The following is a 16,247-nucleotide window of genomic DNA, read 5'->3' as shown; positions in this document are numbered from 1 at the left end:
GATATATTCATCTATGCTGAATGAAAAAGCCCCGGATTCACGGGGCTGAATAAAACAAAATAAATTAACGTAACAGAGACAGCACGTTCTGCGGGACCTGGTTAGCCTGCGCCAGAACGGAAGTACCGGCCTGCTGCAGAATCTGCGCGCGAGACATGTTGGAGACTTCGGTCGCGTAGTCGGAATCTTCGATACGGCTACGGGCAGAAGACAGGTTATTTACGGTGTTGCCCAGGTTGGTGATAGCGGAGTTGAAACGGTTCTGAACCGCACCCAGGTCAGAACGCAGCGCATCCACCTGCGCCAGCGCGGCATCAATTTTCTGCAGCGGGTTTTCAGTGGTTGTAGCAGCCGCTTCCGCCAGCTCTGGCTGTGCTTTGAAGTTGTGCCCAGCGGCTTTGCTGGCATTGTAGGTTTTACCGTCGATAGTAACAACTTCGGTTTTACCGTCTGCGCCACCCAGTTGGTTCAGTGCAGTTTTAGTGTTGCCGCCTTTATCGGTATATTCAGTGGTGTTAATGCTGAACGATCCATCTTTATTTTTTGTTGCAGCATAAATATTAGCCCCAACTTTAACACCGAAACCGCCATCAATAGTCTTACCGTTTTTATCCGTATAAGACATCGTAACTAATTGACCTTTTGCAGCATCAGCAGCACTAATACCACTGTCGGTCAACTGATCTTTAACTGCTGTACTGAGAGCTACAGGTTTTGGCTGCGTTTCGGTTACTGCCGTCGCCGTGGCTGGCATGCCTCCTGCCACTTTCGTGGTTGCCGGCATTGTAACAGTGCCATCATCTGCAACACTAACTTCATAAACACCATTTTTAGTAGCGTCGCCAGCGGTTAAACCTTCTACTTCAATAAAATATTTATTATCAGTTGCATCGAAGAAGACTTTACCATCCTTAATTGCAGCAGTACCGTTTGTTGCACCACCAACACCCGCTTTAAGAGCTGTATCATTAAGACCAGCAGTATTGAGGGTTGCCCCACCGCCGCTTTTAACTGCTTCGCTCTTCACATCATATTTTTTCTGCACATTCAGCGTATCCAGGCCCAGGGTCTGAGAGTTGATCTGCTTCAGATCGATATCGATAGTTTCACCGTCGTTGGCACCAACCTGGATGGTCAGGGTGTTGTCCTGCGCCAGGACTTTCACGCCGTTGAACTGAGTCTGGCCGGATACACGGTCGATTTCGTTCAGGCGCTGGGTGATTTCAGCCTGGATGGAGTCGAGGTCAGACTGGGAGTTGGTGCTGTTAGCAGACTGAACCGCCAGTTCACGCACACGCTGCAGGTTGTTGTTGATTTCGTTCAGCGCGCCTTCAGTGGTCTGCGCAATGGAGATACCGTCGTTAGCGTTACGGGAAGCCTGAGTCAGACCTTTAATGTTCGCGGTGAAACGGTTAGCAATCGCCTGACCTGCCGCATCGTCTTTCGCGCTGTTGATACGCAGACCGGAAGACAGACGCTCGATAGCGGTGCCCAGTGCGGACTGGGATTTGTTCAGGTTATTCTGGGTCAGCAGCGACAGACTGTTAGTGTTGATTACTTGTGCCATAAAATTTTCCTTTTGGAAGGTTTTTGATAAAGCAATCCTCCATGAGAAAAGCGACTAAAATTCTTCCTTATCTGATGTAAAGGAGAAAATCATGGCTACTATTGGGTATATTCGGGTGTCAACAATTGACCAAAATATCGATTTACAGCGTAATGCGCTTACTAGTGCAAATTGTGACCGCATTTTTGAGGACCGTATCAGTGGCAAGATTGCAAACCGCCCCGGCCTGAAACGGGCGTTAAAGTATGTAAATAAAGGCGATACTCTTGTCGTCTGGAAATTAGACAGACTGGGCCGTAGCGTGAAAAATCTGGTGGCGTTAATATCAGAATTACATGAACGTGGAGCTCACTTCCATTCTTTAACCGATAGTATTGATACCAGTAGCGCGATGGGGCGATTCTTTTTTCATGTAATGTCAGCACTGGCCGAGATGGAGCGAGAATTAATTGTCGAGCGAACCCTTGCCGGACTGGCTGCCGCCAGAGCGCAAGGACGACTGGGAGGGCGCCCTCGGGCGATCAATAGACATGAACAGGAACAGATTAGCCGGCTATTAGAGAAAGGCCATCCTCGGCAGCAACTAGCTATTATTTTTGGTATTGGCGTATCTACCTTATACAGATATTTTCCGGCAAGCCGCATAAAAAAACGAATGAATTAAAATAAAAATTACAACAGGATGGATATAACGTTTTTGTAATACAGGCGTATGGCATAAATAAACCGGAAGGGTATACAAAAAAGACAGCATCTAATTAAAAAGAGAAAAAATTCAACGCATTAACATATATAGTGTAGCGCGCTCACGATAAGGCCTATGTTACATCCAGCTATAGACGATATCGCTCAAAACACTAGCAGATACTGCGTTCACATAGAAAGGCTTTTTAATCAAAACGTTAGGTGTAAGCAATTACAGACGGAAAAAGTAGTAAAGTTTATGCCTCAAGTGTCGATAACCTGGATGACACAGGTAAGCCTGGCATAACATTGGTTATCAAAAACCTTGGTTTTCAAGAACCAATAAATCGTGTGGCTGATGCGCTATAAAAATCGCAGAGCGGTGACGATATCCGCATAAGGAGCTGTTCGTTCGCAACATTCGAACGGTGACGTTAAAGCTGGTTTCATTGGTTAATGAAGACGAAGGGGACAAAATTACTACAGAGTTGATACCACAGAGATAGTCCAGGCTCGCAGGTGATACGGGATTTAACGCCGGAAAGTCTGCACAGAACACGATCCGCCGCCGGACACCGTTAAATTGCCCGGCAACGCGTTATCAATACTACTACCTACGCTTCCCGTTACCTTGTTGTCGGTACGTTTACCTCATTGTCTGAAAGGTTATGTGCGAAGTTATCATTAATAATCCACGGGCGTCTGGTATGCGAATCCAGTTCCCCAATCCTGGCGCTTTGCCTTCGCGACCATACGCACGTAAATAAGTCTGAAACCAAACTTCACCGCTTAACGCTCTCCTCTTTCCCGATTTTTACGCAAAAAATCATCACATGATCAAGTGTCGTATTAGTTATTGCATTTTCCAAATGATATTGGTAATTATTATCATTCTCATTAACGACTTGTTCGATGTATGACGTGGAGAGAGAGGATTTCTCATGCGTATTCTGTTTGTCGGTCCACCACTGTATGGACTGCTATACCCTGTGCTGTCCCTGGCGCAAGCGTTTCGTGTTAATGGCCATGAAGTGCTGATTGCAAGCGGTGGAAAATTTGCACAGAAAGCAGCCGAAGCTGGGTTGGTGGTATTTGATGCTGCGCCTGGTTTCGATTCGGAAGCGGGTTATCGCCGTCAGGAGGCATTGCGAAAAGAAAATAACATTGGAACAAAAATGGGGAACTTCTCATTCTTCAGCGAAGAGATGACTGACCCGCTGGTCGCGTTCGCCGGGCAGTGGCGGCCAGATCTCATCGTCTACCCTCCTCTTGGGGTCGTTGGACCACTGATTGCCGCTAAGTATGACATTCCGGTAGTGATGCAAACCGTCGGCTTCGGTCATACGCCCAGGCACATCAAAGGCGTGACGAAATCACTTTCTGACGCCTACCGCCGCCATGGGGTCAGCGCGCCACCAAGAGATCTGGCGTGGATAGACGTCACACCGCCCAGCATGAGCATACTGCAAAATGACGGAGAGCCGGTTATCTCCATGCAATACGTCCCGTATAACGGCGGCGCCGTCTGGGAAGAATGGTGGGAACGTACACCTGATCGCAAGCGTCTTCTGGTCAGCCTCGGCACCGTCAAACCGATGGTGGATGGCCTGGATCTGATTTCCTGGGTAATGGATTCTGCCGGCGAAGTAGATGCCGAAATCATCCTGCATCTTCCGGCAAACGCCCGCTCGGATTTACGTTCACTGCCGCCGAATGTCCGTCTGGTCGACTGGCTTCCGATGGGCGTTTTCCTTAACGGCGCCGACGGTTTTATCCACCATGGCGGCGCAGGCAACACCCTGACGGCGCTACATGCCGGCATTCCGCAGATAGTCTTTGGTCAGGGTGCCGACAGACCCGTCAATGCCCGCGCCGTGGTCGAGCGCGGATGCGGAATTATTCCCGGTAAGAGCGGACTTACGAGCAGCATGATCAATACCTTCCTCGGTAATCACGCGCTTCGCGAGGCGTCGCAGGAGGTCGCGGCGGAAATGGCGGCCCAGCCTTGCCCGACCGAGGTGGCAAAAAAACTGATCGCCATGCTGCAACACGGCTAACCGCGGCAGCGCAATGACAATATGGCGGCTGAACCCAGCGTGTGTCGCCATATCTCATCTTTCACCGATAAGGAGGCTTAATGCCCGCGACTCATTCCCCCATGCCCGCTCGTGCCTGGATAGTTCGCCTTGCCCGCGTGTGTTGGGAACGTAAAAAACTGAGCATCATTGTCATCGTAGCATCAGTATCGACCATTTTACTGGCTGCGCTGACGCCGCTAATAACGCGTCAGGCCGTCAATGACGCGATAGCAGGCGATACAACCCACCTGCCGTTACTTGCCTGCGGCCTGCTGTTAATTGCCCTTTTTGATTTTATCGGGAATTACGTGCGCCGCGGCTATGCCGGGGAACTCTCGCTGTGGGTTCAGCATACGTTACGTAGCCGTGCGTTCGATAGTATTCAAAAACTGGACGGCGCAGGCCAGGACGCCTTGCGTACCGGGCAGGTCATTTCGCGTACCAACAGCGATCTTCAACAGGTACACACCTTGCTACAGATGTGTCCGGTGCCGCTGGCGGTGCTCACTTACTATGTGGCCGGTATCGCGGTGATGCTATGGATGTCGCCATCCATGACGCTTATCGTGATTTGCGTACTGGCCGCCCTTGCTATTACCGCCCTGCGCGCCCGCCGCCGTGTTTTCGCGCAAACGGGGCTTGCCTCAGACCGGCTGGCGCACATGACGGAGCATATGCGCGAAGTATTGGAACAGATCTCAGTGGTGAAGTCCTGCGTGGCGGAGTTACGCGAAACGCGTTGGCTCGATGGTCAGTCGCGGCAGATGGTGCGGGTACGCATCGGCGCCGCTATCTCGCAGGCGATGCCGGGCGCAACCATGCTGGCGCTACCGGTGATAGGGCAAATCGTCCTGCTGTGCTATGGCGGCTGGTCGGTGATGAACGGGCGCATCGATCTGGGAACCTTCGTTGCGTTCGCGAGTTTTCTCGCTATGTTGACCGGCCCCACCCGCGTACTGGCATCGTTTTTGGTTATCGCACAGCGCACACAGGCGTCGGTGGAGCGCGTCTTCGCGCTTATCGACACGCGTTCTCGCATGGAAGACGGTACTGAGTCGGTTGAGGGTCAGATTATCGGGCTGGACGTGGAGAAGATGAGTTTCCACTACGACAACGGTAACCGTATCCTCAATGAGATCTCGTTTTCCATTCACGCCGGTGAAACCGTGGCGGTGGTTGGCGCATCCGGCTCCGGAAAATCAACATTGCTGATGTTGCTGGCGCGCTTTTACGATCCCACCTCCGGCGGAGTATGGCTCAACACCACTACGGGTCAACAGAATATTCGCGACCTGAAACTGACGGCGCTTCGTCGTCGCGTTGGCGTAGTTTTTGAAGACGCGTTTCTGTTTGCCGGTACGGTGGCGGAAAACATCGCCTATGGGCACCCGCAAGCGACTCAGGACGACATTCGACGCGCCGCCGATGCCGCAGGCGCCAGCGGGTTCATCAATGCGCTACCGCAGGGGTTCAACACCCGACTGACCGAACGCGGAAGCAACCTCTCCGGCGGCCAACGCCAGCGTATTGCGCTAGCCCGGGCACTGATTACCGCGCCGGAACTGCTGATTCTCGATGACACCACCTCGGCGGTCGATGCCGGTACTGAAGCGGAAATTAACACGGCTCTTGGTCGTTATGCCGATAATGAGCATATGCTGCTGGTGATTGCACGCCGCCGTTCAACACTGCAGTTAGCCGATCGGATCGTCGTGCTGGATAAAGGCCGCGTCGTGGATATCGGTACCCAGGCGGAGCTGGATGCAAGGTGTCCGACGTTTCGCTCGCTGATGAGCGGCGAGGGGGATTTTCTCGCCCTTGCCCCGGCAGAACAACGTACGCTATGGCCAACAACGCAGGCGGTAAAATCCGACGACGCGCATGAGCGCCAGACAACCGCCGGAAAAGGTTTTGTCGACCGGATGACGCGCGTTCCGGAACGCGCCGTACAGATGGCGCTGGCAGGCCACGGGCGTCAAGTCTCATCGCTGCTGACGCCAGTAGCCTGGATGTTCGTCATCGCCGCCCTGCTTATCGCGCTTGATTCCGCCGCAGGCGTTGGCGTGCTGGTGCTTTTGCAGCGCGGTATTGACTCAGGCGTTGCCGCAGGGGATATGTCGACTATTGGCATATGCGCCCTGCTCGCGCTGTGCCTGGTGGCGATCGGTTGGTGCTGCTATGCGCTGCAAACGATCTTCGCCGCCCGCGCGGCAGAGTCGGTACAGCATACGGTACGCTTACGCAGCTTCAGCCACCTGCTACGCCTGAGTCTTCCCTGGCACGAGAAGCACATCGACTCGCGTCTTACTCGCATGACCGTCGACGTTGATTCACTCGCCCGATTTCTGCAAAACGGTCTTGCCAGCGCGGCCACCAGCATCGTGACGATGGTCGCTATCGCCGCGGCAATGTTCTGGCTTGACCCCATTCTTGCGTTAACGGCATTAAGCGCCGTACCTGTAGTGATACTGGCGACGTGGATTTACCGCCGTTTGAGCTCGCCTGCTTACGCCCAGGCACGGCTGGAAATTGGTAAGGTGAACAGTACGCTTCAGGAAAAGGTCTCCGGTATGCGGGTAGTGCAGTCACACGGTCAACAGAAGCAGGAAGCCGCCAGGCTACGGGCGTTATCAGACAACTTCCGCGCCACCCGCGTGCGGGCGCAAAAATACCTTGCTGTCTATTTTCCGTTCCTGACCTTCTGCACCGAGGCTGCCTATGCCGCCGTGCTTTTAATCGGAGCGACCCGGGTCGCCGAAGGCGAAATGACGCCCGGGATACTGGCGGCGTTCTTCCTGCTATTGGGACAATTTTATGGCCCGGTACAGCAGTTGTCAGGCATTGTTGATTCCTGGCAGCAGGCGACCGCCAGCGGCAAACATATCAATGCGCTATTGGCGACTGAGGAAACGGAGAATATTGAACCGTCCTCCATAACGCCTGGCACTGGCGGCGCGCTACGTCTGGAGGCATTGACATTCCGCTATCCCGAAAAAACGCAACCTGTGCTTGATAATCTCTCGCTCACCATTCCGCCAGGAACGGTAGTCGCGGTGGTCGGACGTAGCGGCGCCGGCAAATCGACGCTGATCAAGCTGCTGGCCGGGCTCTACTCTCCCGGCAGCGGGCAAATCCGTGTCGGTGAGCGCCTAATTGATGCCGCGTCGCTTAGTGATTATCGTCGCCAGACGGGGCTGGTCACTCAGGATGTCGCATTATTTAGCGGCGATATTGCCGAAAATATCCGCTATTCACGGCCAGACAGCAGCGACACGGAGGTGGAGATCGCGGCGCGACAGGCGGGACTCTTTGAAACTGTGCAACATCTGCCGCTGGGGTTTCGTACTCCGGTCAATAACGGCGGCACGGATCTGTCCGCGGGCCAGCGTCAGTTGATTGCCCTCGCCCGCGCCCAACTGGCGCAGGCGCACATTCTGCTGCTCGACGAGGCGACAGCACGTATCGACCGCAGCGCCGAGGAGCGCTTAATAACCTCGCTTACCGGAGTGACGCATACCGAGAAACGCATCGCGCTTATCGTCGCGCACCGACTGACCACCGCTCGCCGCTGCGATGTTATTGTCGTAATCGATAAAGGATGTATCGCTGAATATGGCAGCCATGAGCAGTTGATAGCGGCTCATGGCCTGTATGCTCGTCTGTGGCGGGCCAGCGTCGGCCAGACACGCGATACGCAAGGAGAGGTCGTAGGATAGTTTTTATCGCCACGATTTACGCAAAAGAAAGCCCGCAAGCGGCTGTTCCTGTAACAGCCGCTTTAGCTATTGATACTGACCGAAATATAAACGAGATGGAATACAAAGAATGAGACTGAGCCCGCCCGTCGCTCCTGTCGCTATACAGACCGCTACGCGCCTTCGCCGCCAACTCGCCGCCGGAAGACAGGTTGACGCTTCTCACTTCTGGCGAGAAGTAAACTCGCTCGCGCTGCCGCTGGTGACAGCCATTAACGGCGCAGACGATGAACGGGAAGTCACCTTCCTGTGGCGTGCCGCCTCTCCTCTGCGGGGGGTTTATGTTCGCCTGAACCGTGTCACCGATAAAGATAACGTGGCGAAAGGTATGATGACGCAACTGCCCACAACGGATATCTGGCATCTGACGCTTCGCTTACCGGCGTCCTACTGCGGTTCCTATACGATGGTCGAAATACCACCGGAAACCCCGGACGAGACGGTGTTGCAGCTTGGAAGCCGTTTCGCCCCCCTTGTCGGGAAGGCGGACCCGCTGAACAGCACGCCGGGAATAAATGTTCGGGGCAATGCGCAGGAGTCCGTTCTGGCGTTGGATCATGCCCCGGCACAGGAGGAGTGGTCAGGCTGTCGCGCTTACGCCGGGCAGCTTTTCACCTCAGAACATCGGCTCGCCGGACAACGTCGCCGTGTGCGGCTGTATCTTCCTGACGTTCCTGTCGAACAACCGCTGGGCTTGCTGGTACTCACGGATGGCGAGATCTGGTTCGACCATCTTGGGGTAAGCGCCGCCATTGACGCCGCCATCCGCAGCGGACGCATCGCGCCGGTGGCCGTACTCGGCGTTGATAATATCAATGCGCGTGAACGCGTCGCAATCCTCGGCGGTCGCCGCGAGCTGGTGCTCGACATTGCCGAACGCCTGCTGCCAACCCTTCGCGCCAAATACCCGGAACGACAGTGGGCGGACCGTACACAAACGGTGCTAGCAGGGCAAAGCCTCGGCGGCGTGACCGCGCTGATGGCGGCCCGCCACGCGCCAGAGAGCTTCGGCCTGGTGCTGAGCCACTCCCCCTCAATGTGGTGGACGCCGGACAACCGCAATCGCCCGCCCCATTTCAGCGCAGAAGAGCGCTCATGGGTCAGCGAACATGTGTTATCCGCGCCCTCGCCAGCCGTACGTACGCATCTGTGCGTGGGATCGCTGGAAGGTTCGACGGTCCCGCAGGTCAAACAGTTGCATGAAAAATTGCGCGCCGCCGGCGTTGAAAGCCATTGCAGCGTGTACACCGGCGGTCACGATTATGCCTGGTGGCGCGGCGCGCTGATTGACGGATTACGTCTACTGCCCCGATAAAACTTCACCTGCCAAAAAGGAATCACATCCGATGTATGGTCGCCAGTACCACAACAAGTGCTATCGCATGGCGCTATTTTTAGTGAGTTTTTGTTTTAGCGCGCTGAGTTATGCGCAGCCGGATATGCAGCCATTAGGACCGAATATTGCTGATAAAGGTTCGGGATATTACCATTTTAGGGTCAATGACTTTCAATCTGCCGATGGCGCAAGACATTACCGGGTATGGACCGCTATTCCCAATAAAGCCGCCCCGCCGTCGGGTTATCCTGTCTTATATATGCTGGACGGCAACGCAGTGATGGACAGACTGACGGAGACGCTGCTCAAACAGCTGGCAGACCACTCGCCGCCGGTGATTGTGGCGATTGGCTATCAGACTAACCTGCCGTTTGATCTTAACGGCAGAGCTTATGACTATACGCCGGCGCCGGGAATCGAAGGCAGTGAAAATAACCCGCGTTTTCATCGTAAGACCGGCGGCGGGCCAGCGTTCCGCCAGCTACTGGAGAGACATATCGCGCCGCAGGTGGAACAAGGAATAACCATCAACTCCGAACGGCGCGGGGTATGGGGACATTCTTATGGCGGCCTGTTCGTTTTAGACTCCTGGCTGTCGTCATCCTTCTTTCATATCTATTACAGCGCCAGCCCGTCACTCAGCAGGGATAACTTTGTCCTGTTGAATCGCCTTACGGCAGTGAAGCCGTCGCTGTTCTGCCATAAAAAACTCATCATAATGGAAGGTTCAGCGTCGAATGGGGATAGCAGGCAACGCCAGATGGCCGAGCTCCTGCAAAAAGTTCAGGAGACCGTGAGAACGCTTGAGAACAACGGCGTTAACGCGGCCCTGCAGCATTACCCGGGCCTGGGCCACGGGCCCATGTTTAACGCCTCTTTTCGCAGTGCATTGCTGGATATCAGTCGCGAACCGGCAAGCCAAAAACCACGCTGCCATTAACCCGCCGCCAGAATATGCCCGCCAGCGGCGGGCATAATCCATCAAAACGAGGCCGTCACACCGGCATAATAAGCCCGACCCGGTTCGTTATAGGTATTTGCCCCTTCGGCGGAGCGATAGATCTGTTTATCGAAGATATTGCTGATACCGACATTAAGACGCAGGTTCTTGTTGATATCGTAGTTAACGTTGGCACCAACCAGTGAGTAAGCCCCCAGCGCTTTCCCGGACAATCCTTTGGTCTCTTCACTACGCGACTCCGCATGTGTTCGCGGTTTTTGCTTGCCGTATAACGTCCAGTTGACGTTAGCGGAGAGCGCGCTGGTGATAGTCCAGTCGAGGAAGGTATTCACCGTATATTTCGGGATTATCGATAAGGGATTGCCGGTATCTTTTTGCTCAGACGCGATCATATAAGTCGCATTGGTATTCCAGTTCAGACGGTCCGGCATCAGCGGAACAGCCATGCTGGCTTCAATACCTTCAATCAGCGCTTTACCGCCGTTCTGCCATTGCAATACATAAGCGCCAGATGCGCTTCTGCCAATAATTTTATCACCTGCGACAATCTTATTCTGATAATCGTTACGGAAATACGTGACGCTTGCGTGGTAATCGTCTACGGTAAATTCCAGCCCGACCTCTTTATTGATGCTAATTTCAGGATCGAGGTTCTTATTACCAACCAGGTAACAGCCGCCCGACGTAATATCTTTTGGACAACCGTTGCCTTTCGAATAGAGTAAATACCCCTCACTGGTTTGATACAAGTTCGGTGCCTTAAAGGCACGGGCAATACCGGCTTTCACCTTGACGTATTCACCTAACTCCTGGGAAAGGTTAAGACTGGGACTAAAATTACTCCCGGATTCGCTTAAATAGTCAAAACGCAGACCCGGAATAATATTGGTACCGGCCATGGGTTCGATATTATCTTCAACGTACAGCGCACTGATTTCCGATTTATTTTTGCTGCTACGGTTAGCCGCCGAACCGGAAATCCCGGCGATATTGCTATCCTTAACCGTCAGACTGGTAGAGGAAGGATCGTTCAGCTCATCGCGGTTCCACTCCGCGCCGACGGTGAGCGTTTGCTCAAATAGCCATATCACCGGGACATTCACCTCGCCGCTGGTGCGATACGAGGTCAGGCGGTTAGTGGTGAACGTCTGGTCGTTGGTAATACGCCCCTCGCCGCCGCCGGAGAGCCCCTCATTCATGCGGGTGTTATCGGTTTTTTCATAGTAGAACCCCAGGCGGCTTTGCCCCCAGTCCCAGATGCCGTTATGAGTTAGACCGTAATTCTGCCGGTACAGGCGATTGGTCTCCCGCCCGGACTGCGCCAGACTTTTGGTAACCGCGTTTGAAGTACTGTTTTGCGTATCGCCAGCATAAATATTCCCCTGCCGACTATATCCCGCTTCAAAATCAAGGATTTGCTGCGGGGTCATTTTCCATGAGAAGACGCTATTAATATCTTTATTGGTGACCCCCTCCCGTCCGGCGGCATTTTTGGTACCGGCGGAGGAGTTAATATCCCAGCTATCGGCATCGGTTCTGTTGAGATTACCGTACAGGCGCATCGTCAACGTATCTCCAGCCAACGGGCCGCTAAGGCTAAAGTTACCCCGCCGGGTGTCACCTTCTTTGCTGCTTTCCGGCTGGTTGGTATAGAGCGACAGCGAGCCGTGCCAGTCATTAGTGGGGCGTTTGGTGATGATATTCACCACCCCACCTGCGGCACCGGAGCCATAGCGCGCGGCAGCGGGCCCACGGATCACTTCAATACGTTCTACCATCTCCGGCGGCACCCAGTTCGTATCGCCACGGGTGTCGCGTTCTCCGCGCCAGCTATAGCGAACCGAATTTCGCGACGTCACCGGCACGCCGTCAATCAGCACTAAGGTATTTTCCGGCCCCATACCACGAATATCAATTTGTCGGTTATTTCCGCGCGTCCCCGAGGCGCTATTGCCGGTAAGATTAACCCCAGGCATCTTACGAATAATATCGGCAAGATCGTTAACGGGAGGATTCTTTTGAATATCGTCACGAGTAATAATCGAAACGCCCGGCTGTTGCTTTAATACTTGCTCGGCGGTGGATTCAACCACCATCGTTTCGCCGTTGTCGTCAGTAGATTCTGCTGCTGATAATGGACTATTAATCCCTGTAGAAACCACGGTTATTAACCAGATGAACTTCTTAACTCTCATACCCATTCCCTAAATAATGTCTAAAGTAGCGCTGTTGCCCTCAAGCTCACATCCTTGCCAGGTTACGTCTATATAGTAATTATTATCATATGCTAATGATAATAATTATCATTCAATTAAGAAAAAGGCAATCTTTCGACCGCAAAAATCTGGTAATAAAAAACGGAAATGGGATTTTGCAATATGACTCTCTGTCCGGGCTCCGCTTTGCCAGTAAATCCGGGAAGGGTGGCAGAATGCGCCTACTGAACGGAGGTTTTACAAAACAGAAATAGATGAAATAAAACTATTTTTCAAAGCGTTAATGATAATAAACACCCAGGTAAGATGGTATAGTGCGGTTCAGAGTTCACCGGCGCTTCCCTGTCGACGGCAAACCGTTCTTACAGTTTGCCGTCAGGGTAATGGCGGGATCGGATACGATTGTAGTCATTCGATATATGACAATGAAAGTGATGTTGGCGCCAAAATACAAAGCGCCTGGTAATAATTATCAGGCGCTTTGCAGACAGAAAACCATCAAACATCGGTTTCTCGTTCTCCAGGATCTACTGGAAAATATGGCAACCCACAGTTAGTGGATTTTACTGTCGGGTCTTGCCAGGGATGTTGTGTTACCCCCAGGTCTTTTAAAAGACCTCGTAACAGCACTAACTCGCTGGGTGTCATTTTTTGCTTTGGTTCACCCTCTTTAGGTGGACGAATATCCTCCTGACTAGTACATGTAACACAATAACCTTTTAACTCTATCCACTTAGGCTTAGGGGGGGCCTTAGGATCGGGAGGCGTCGGGCTGGCAACGCACGAACAGGCACTTATACATCCAGGCATAACGTTTTCCTTTTCAAACAATTCGCTTTAGTTGGAAGTTCTACTTGAGAAAATAGAAATGGTTATTCAGATATTTTTACCGGCGCATACTCCTGTAATAATAAAAGATACTGTAAATAATTAACTCTCAGCTACTATTCAGTAGCAGATTGTTATTCTTACATTGCTTTTATTTCAGATTTACGTCAAATAGGGCTAAATATTTTCACTATAAAATACGTTAAAAAGTGTTTGTGTACTTGTAGACATTGTGGCGTCTTCGGTACGCAAATCGGTTAGTGTACAATCTTTAAAACTGGTATTTCTTAAATTAGCCTCAGACAAATCAGCCCCGTCCAGGTTCGTAGCAGTAAAACTAGCCTTTTGCAGGTTTGCCCGAGTTAAGACAGCGCCTTCCATAATAGCAGCCATTATAGTAGCACCCTTTAATGTCGCACCGCTCATATCGGCACGTATAAGGGTTGAGCCTGAAACATTAGCGTGATCCATATTCGCACCGGAACAATTACATTCTACCATGCTACAGCCTAACAGACTTGTGTGTTGTAAATTGGCGCCAGTAAGATTAGCGCGATCGAGGGTAGCGCCACACATAATACTATCTTCCAGACAGGCGTTCGTTAAGTTACTGTCGCCTAATGATGCTCCCGATAGATTTGCGCCCTTAAAATTTGCACCGTCACAATCCGCCATAAACAGTATTGCCCCCTCTAAATCTGCGCCGCTTAAGTCTGCGTCACATAAATTTTCTGCCGTCAGATTTGCTCCGGTAAGGACAGCGCCTTTAAGATTCATGCCTCCCTGGGCAGTTAATATTACAGAATCCTGAGGAAGAGAAAATTCGCATCTGAATAGTAAAGCTCGACATATTTTTTCAAAAGAGGCAAGCGGAATTTCTCTTGTCTCAGAATTGTCGCCTTTACTGACTCGTACAATAACTTGTCCAGCTTCGTTATTCTCACCAGGAAGATTAAATTCGACACGACACCCGCCCATATCCTCCAGTATAATGTTTTCTGGCAACGGAGCACCTCTGTCAGACATTGAACTTTTCAATGTATCAGCCATAGTGTCTATCAATTCCTGATATTGTGCTTCATTTTTCCGACGCACCCCACCACAGGTAAAAAAGTTAATGATATGTTCCAGAATAGTTTTGGGAGAGGTGGCTTGCCGCATAGCAGCAGAAGTCCCCGCGCCAAAAGCAGATGTAGCCATACCGGCCAGACTACCGAGTGAACGCTGCATATATTTTCTCCCAGAGAGAGCAACACAGTACATGATAAAATTTATCATATAGATTTGCATTTAGAGATAAGGTGAATACCCCCTTTGCGTCTGGTTACATAATCACGCATCACGACGCGTTGCTGTCTGACTTACACAATACCAGCCAAATAAATATATTGGCTTATACTCGTCATACTTCAAGTTGCATGTGCTGCGGCTGCGTTCCCTCACCCCAGTCACTTACTTTAGTAAGCTCCTGGGGATTCGCTCGCTTGCCGCCTTCCTGCAACTCGAATTATTTAGAGTATAAACATTATTTAAAATAATAAACACGGCATTCGTTTTAATACTACGTTCAGGACTCATCCCACTCATTAGCAGAAAATCTATTAAAAAGCGCGTTCAGGCATTTTATTGCTGCCATTGATAAACTGTTTAACAACGTCGTCTGTACAGGCCTTCTTCGTTGCCTTTATGTTTAACTCAATCAGGCTACCGTCTCGGTTATAAGTCTATCGAGTAGTAGGGACGTAGTATGACGATGCAGCAAAGTGATATGGAAAGATATAATCCATTATTAATGTTAAAAGAAGTCATGGCGCAGACGCCTTATCGCCATAAACGCTGGGGAGAGCGTAAGTTTCGCTATAAATTTGTATTACGTTGCCTTATTAACCCCGTAACGACAATTAAATACTTCAATGAATTATGCCATCTGTCTCAGCCCAGAACGCTGATTATTCATCGTCCACTGTTGCCGGCAAAAATCCAGCGGCCCTATTTGTATACCGGACTTAGCATACGTTGCCGGGCAAGGGCTATTCTGGAACACTACCAGTTCGTTCAGTCCTTTCCGGAAAGTAAAATTAAAAAGATCCTTCTGTCCGAGGAACAAATCTTACTCGCTCACCTGGAAGGAAAAAACGGTGCTCTGGTAGATATCTACTGCGGTCCCTGTGGCTATGACAGAGAAGGTGAACTGACATTAACGCTGTGCTTCAATGATACGCCGTTGGCACGTTTATCATTTTCCTTTATCCGCCATGAAGGGAAGCAAATAGCGCTGGTTGCCGGGTTACAAGGGCCCAGTAAACATATCGGCCCACAAGTCATACGTAACGCCACCAAAGATTGTTACGGTCTCTTTCCTAAACGGATGCTGTATGAAGCATTTGCGACATTGATGCAGGCCTGTAATGTCGACGAGATTTACGCGGTAAGTGAAAACAACCATGTTTATCGTCAACTCAGGTACTTATTCCAGAAGAAAAAAACTTTTGTGGCCAGCTATAGTGAATTCTGGGAGTCGCTAAACGGCGTTAAGAAAGGTGCCTTATATCATCTGCCATCACAGGTGATGCGTAAAGCGCCTGAAAGTATCCCCAGCAAAAAACGCGCAGAGTATCGGAAGCGCTATCATATTCTGGATACAATAATACAAGAGGTTAACAGCCTCTCCCGGTAGAACTATTTCATACGCGGATGTGCAGATCCTGCTACCGTTCAGCGGATCTCTTTGAAATCTGTATCGCTACTGGATGGTTAAATACAGAATGGCTTGCGAGTGAAAAGCGCGGCATTAAACCGTCGCTTTCACTCATGCTATGATC

10 protein-coding genes are annotated in these 16,247 nt (G+C 51.4%); 6 read left to right on the top strand and 4 right to left on the bottom strand.

All coding sequences use genetic code 11. The features are described from left to right. Positions 1-64 precede the first annotated feature (64 nt). A complete protein-coding gene (locus EOS98_RS05700; RefSeq protein ID WP_023258319.1) occupies positions 65-1,567 on the bottom strand; it encodes a FliC/FljB family flagellin in 1,503 nt (500 codons plus the stop codon). A 91-nt stretch (positions 1,568-1,658) separates the two neighbouring features. Here EOS98_RS05700 and hin point away from each other — a divergent pair, with 91 nt between their 5' ends. The 5 genes from hin to EOS98_RS05670 all read left to right on the top strand — a co-directional run bounded on the left by hin (position 1,659) and on the right by EOS98_RS05670 (position 10,360). After that, positions 1,659-2,231 (top strand): flagellar phase variation DNA invertase Hin, encoded by a 573-nt coding sequence (hin, locus tag EOS98_RS05695; RefSeq protein ID WP_000190920.1) that lies wholly within the window; start codon positions 1,659-1,661, stop codon positions 2,229-2,231. A 961-nt stretch (positions 2,232-3,192) separates the two neighbouring features. Continuing rightward, complete coding sequence (iroB, locus tag EOS98_RS05685) at positions 3,193-4,308, top strand: salmochelin biosynthesis C-glycosyltransferase IroB (RefSeq protein WP_126523899.1); 1,116 nt, start codon at positions 3,193-3,195, stop codon at positions 4,306-4,308. An 80-nt stretch (positions 4,309-4,388) separates the two neighbouring features. Then, entirely contained in the window at positions 4,389-8,045 is a 3,657-nt protein-coding gene (gene iroC / locus EOS98_RS05680) for a salmochelin/enterobactin export ABC transporter IroC (protein ID WP_126523898.1), read from the top strand. 109 nt (positions 8,046-8,154) lie between these two features. Then, complete coding sequence (locus EOS98_RS05675; RefSeq protein ID WP_126523897.1) at positions 8,155-9,399, top strand: esterase family protein; 1,245 nt, start codon at positions 8,155-8,157, stop codon at positions 9,397-9,399. 31 nt (positions 9,400-9,430) lie between these two features. After that, the gene (locus tag EOS98_RS05670; RefSeq protein WP_126523896.1) at positions 9,431-10,360 is read left to right on the top strand and encodes an alpha/beta hydrolase; all 930 of its coding nucleotides are present in this window, start codon (positions 9,431-9,433) and stop codon (positions 10,358-10,360) included. Between the two features lie 41 nt (positions 10,361-10,401). Here the strand turns inward: EOS98_RS05670 and EOS98_RS05665 are convergent, their stop codons facing one another. The 3 genes from EOS98_RS05665 to pipB2 all read right to left on the bottom strand — a co-directional run bounded on the left by EOS98_RS05665 (position 10,402) and on the right by pipB2 (position 14,655). Next, positions 10,402-12,576: a TonB-dependent siderophore receptor gene (locus EOS98_RS05665; protein ID WP_275094216.1), complete on the bottom strand. Its 2,175-nt coding sequence runs from the start codon at positions 12,574-12,576 to the stop codon at positions 10,402-10,404. Between the two features lie 519 nt (positions 12,577-13,095). Then, on the bottom strand, positions 13,096-13,428 hold the full coding sequence (locus EOS98_RS05655) for a hypothetical protein (RefSeq protein ID WP_077905756.1): 333 nt from the start codon (positions 13,426-13,428) through the stop codon (positions 13,096-13,098). A 174-nt stretch (positions 13,429-13,602) separates the two neighbouring features. After that, positions 13,603-14,655, bottom strand: coding sequence for an SPI-2 type III secretion system effector PipB2 (gene pipB2, locus EOS98_RS05650; protein ID WP_126523894.1), 1,053 nt, complete (start codon positions 14,653-14,655; stop codon positions 13,603-13,605). Between the two features lie 517 nt (positions 14,656-15,172). Here pipB2 and EOS98_RS05645 point away from each other — a divergent pair. Next, the gene (locus EOS98_RS05645; RefSeq protein ID WP_000178742.1) at positions 15,173-16,102 is read left to right on the top strand and encodes a VirK family antimicrobial peptide resistance protein; all 930 of its coding nucleotides are present in this window, start codon (positions 15,173-15,175) and stop codon (positions 16,100-16,102) included. Positions 16,103-16,247 lie beyond the last annotated feature (145 nt).

The organism is Salmonella sp. SSDFZ69, from assembly GCF_004010755.1.
Lineage (GTDB): Bacteria > Pseudomonadota > Gammaproteobacteria > Enterobacterales > Enterobacteriaceae > Salmonella > Salmonella enterica.
The sequence above is the reverse complement of the archived record's forward strand: the minus strand, read 5'-3'. Positions and strand labels throughout refer to the sequence as shown.

Bases quoted from the DNA above. Each gene is read 5' to 3' on its own strand.
- EOS98_RS05700 (WP_023258319.1), bottom strand. From the start codon at position 1,567: ATGGCACAAGTAATCAACACTAACAGTCTGTCGCTGCTGACCCAGAAT.
- hin (WP_000190920.1), top strand. From the start codon at position 1,659: ATGGCTACTATTGGGTATATTCGGGTGTCAACAATTGACCAAAATATC.
- iroB (WP_126523899.1), top strand. From the start codon at position 3,193: ATGCGTATTCTGTTTGTCGGTCCACCACTGTATGGACTGCTATACCCT.
- iroC (WP_126523898.1), top strand. From the start codon at position 4,389: ATGCCCGCGACTCATTCCCCCATGCCCGCTCGTGCCTGGATAGTTCGC.
- EOS98_RS05675 (WP_126523897.1), top strand. From the start codon at position 8,155: ATGAGACTGAGCCCGCCCGTCGCTCCTGTCGCTATACAGACCGCTACG.
- EOS98_RS05670 (WP_126523896.1), top strand. From the start codon at position 9,431: ATGTATGGTCGCCAGTACCACAACAAGTGCTATCGCATGGCGCTATTT.
- EOS98_RS05665 (WP_275094216.1), bottom strand. From the start codon at position 12,576: ATGAGAGTTAAGAAGTTCATCTGGTTAATAACCGTGGTTTCTACAGGG.
- pipB2 (WP_126523894.1), bottom strand. From the start codon at position 14,655: ATGCAGCGTTCACTCGGTAGTCTGGCCGGTATGGCTACATCTGCTTTT.
- EOS98_RS05645 (WP_000178742.1), top strand. From the start codon at position 15,173: ATGACGATGCAGCAAAGTGATATGGAAAGATATAATCCATTATTAATG.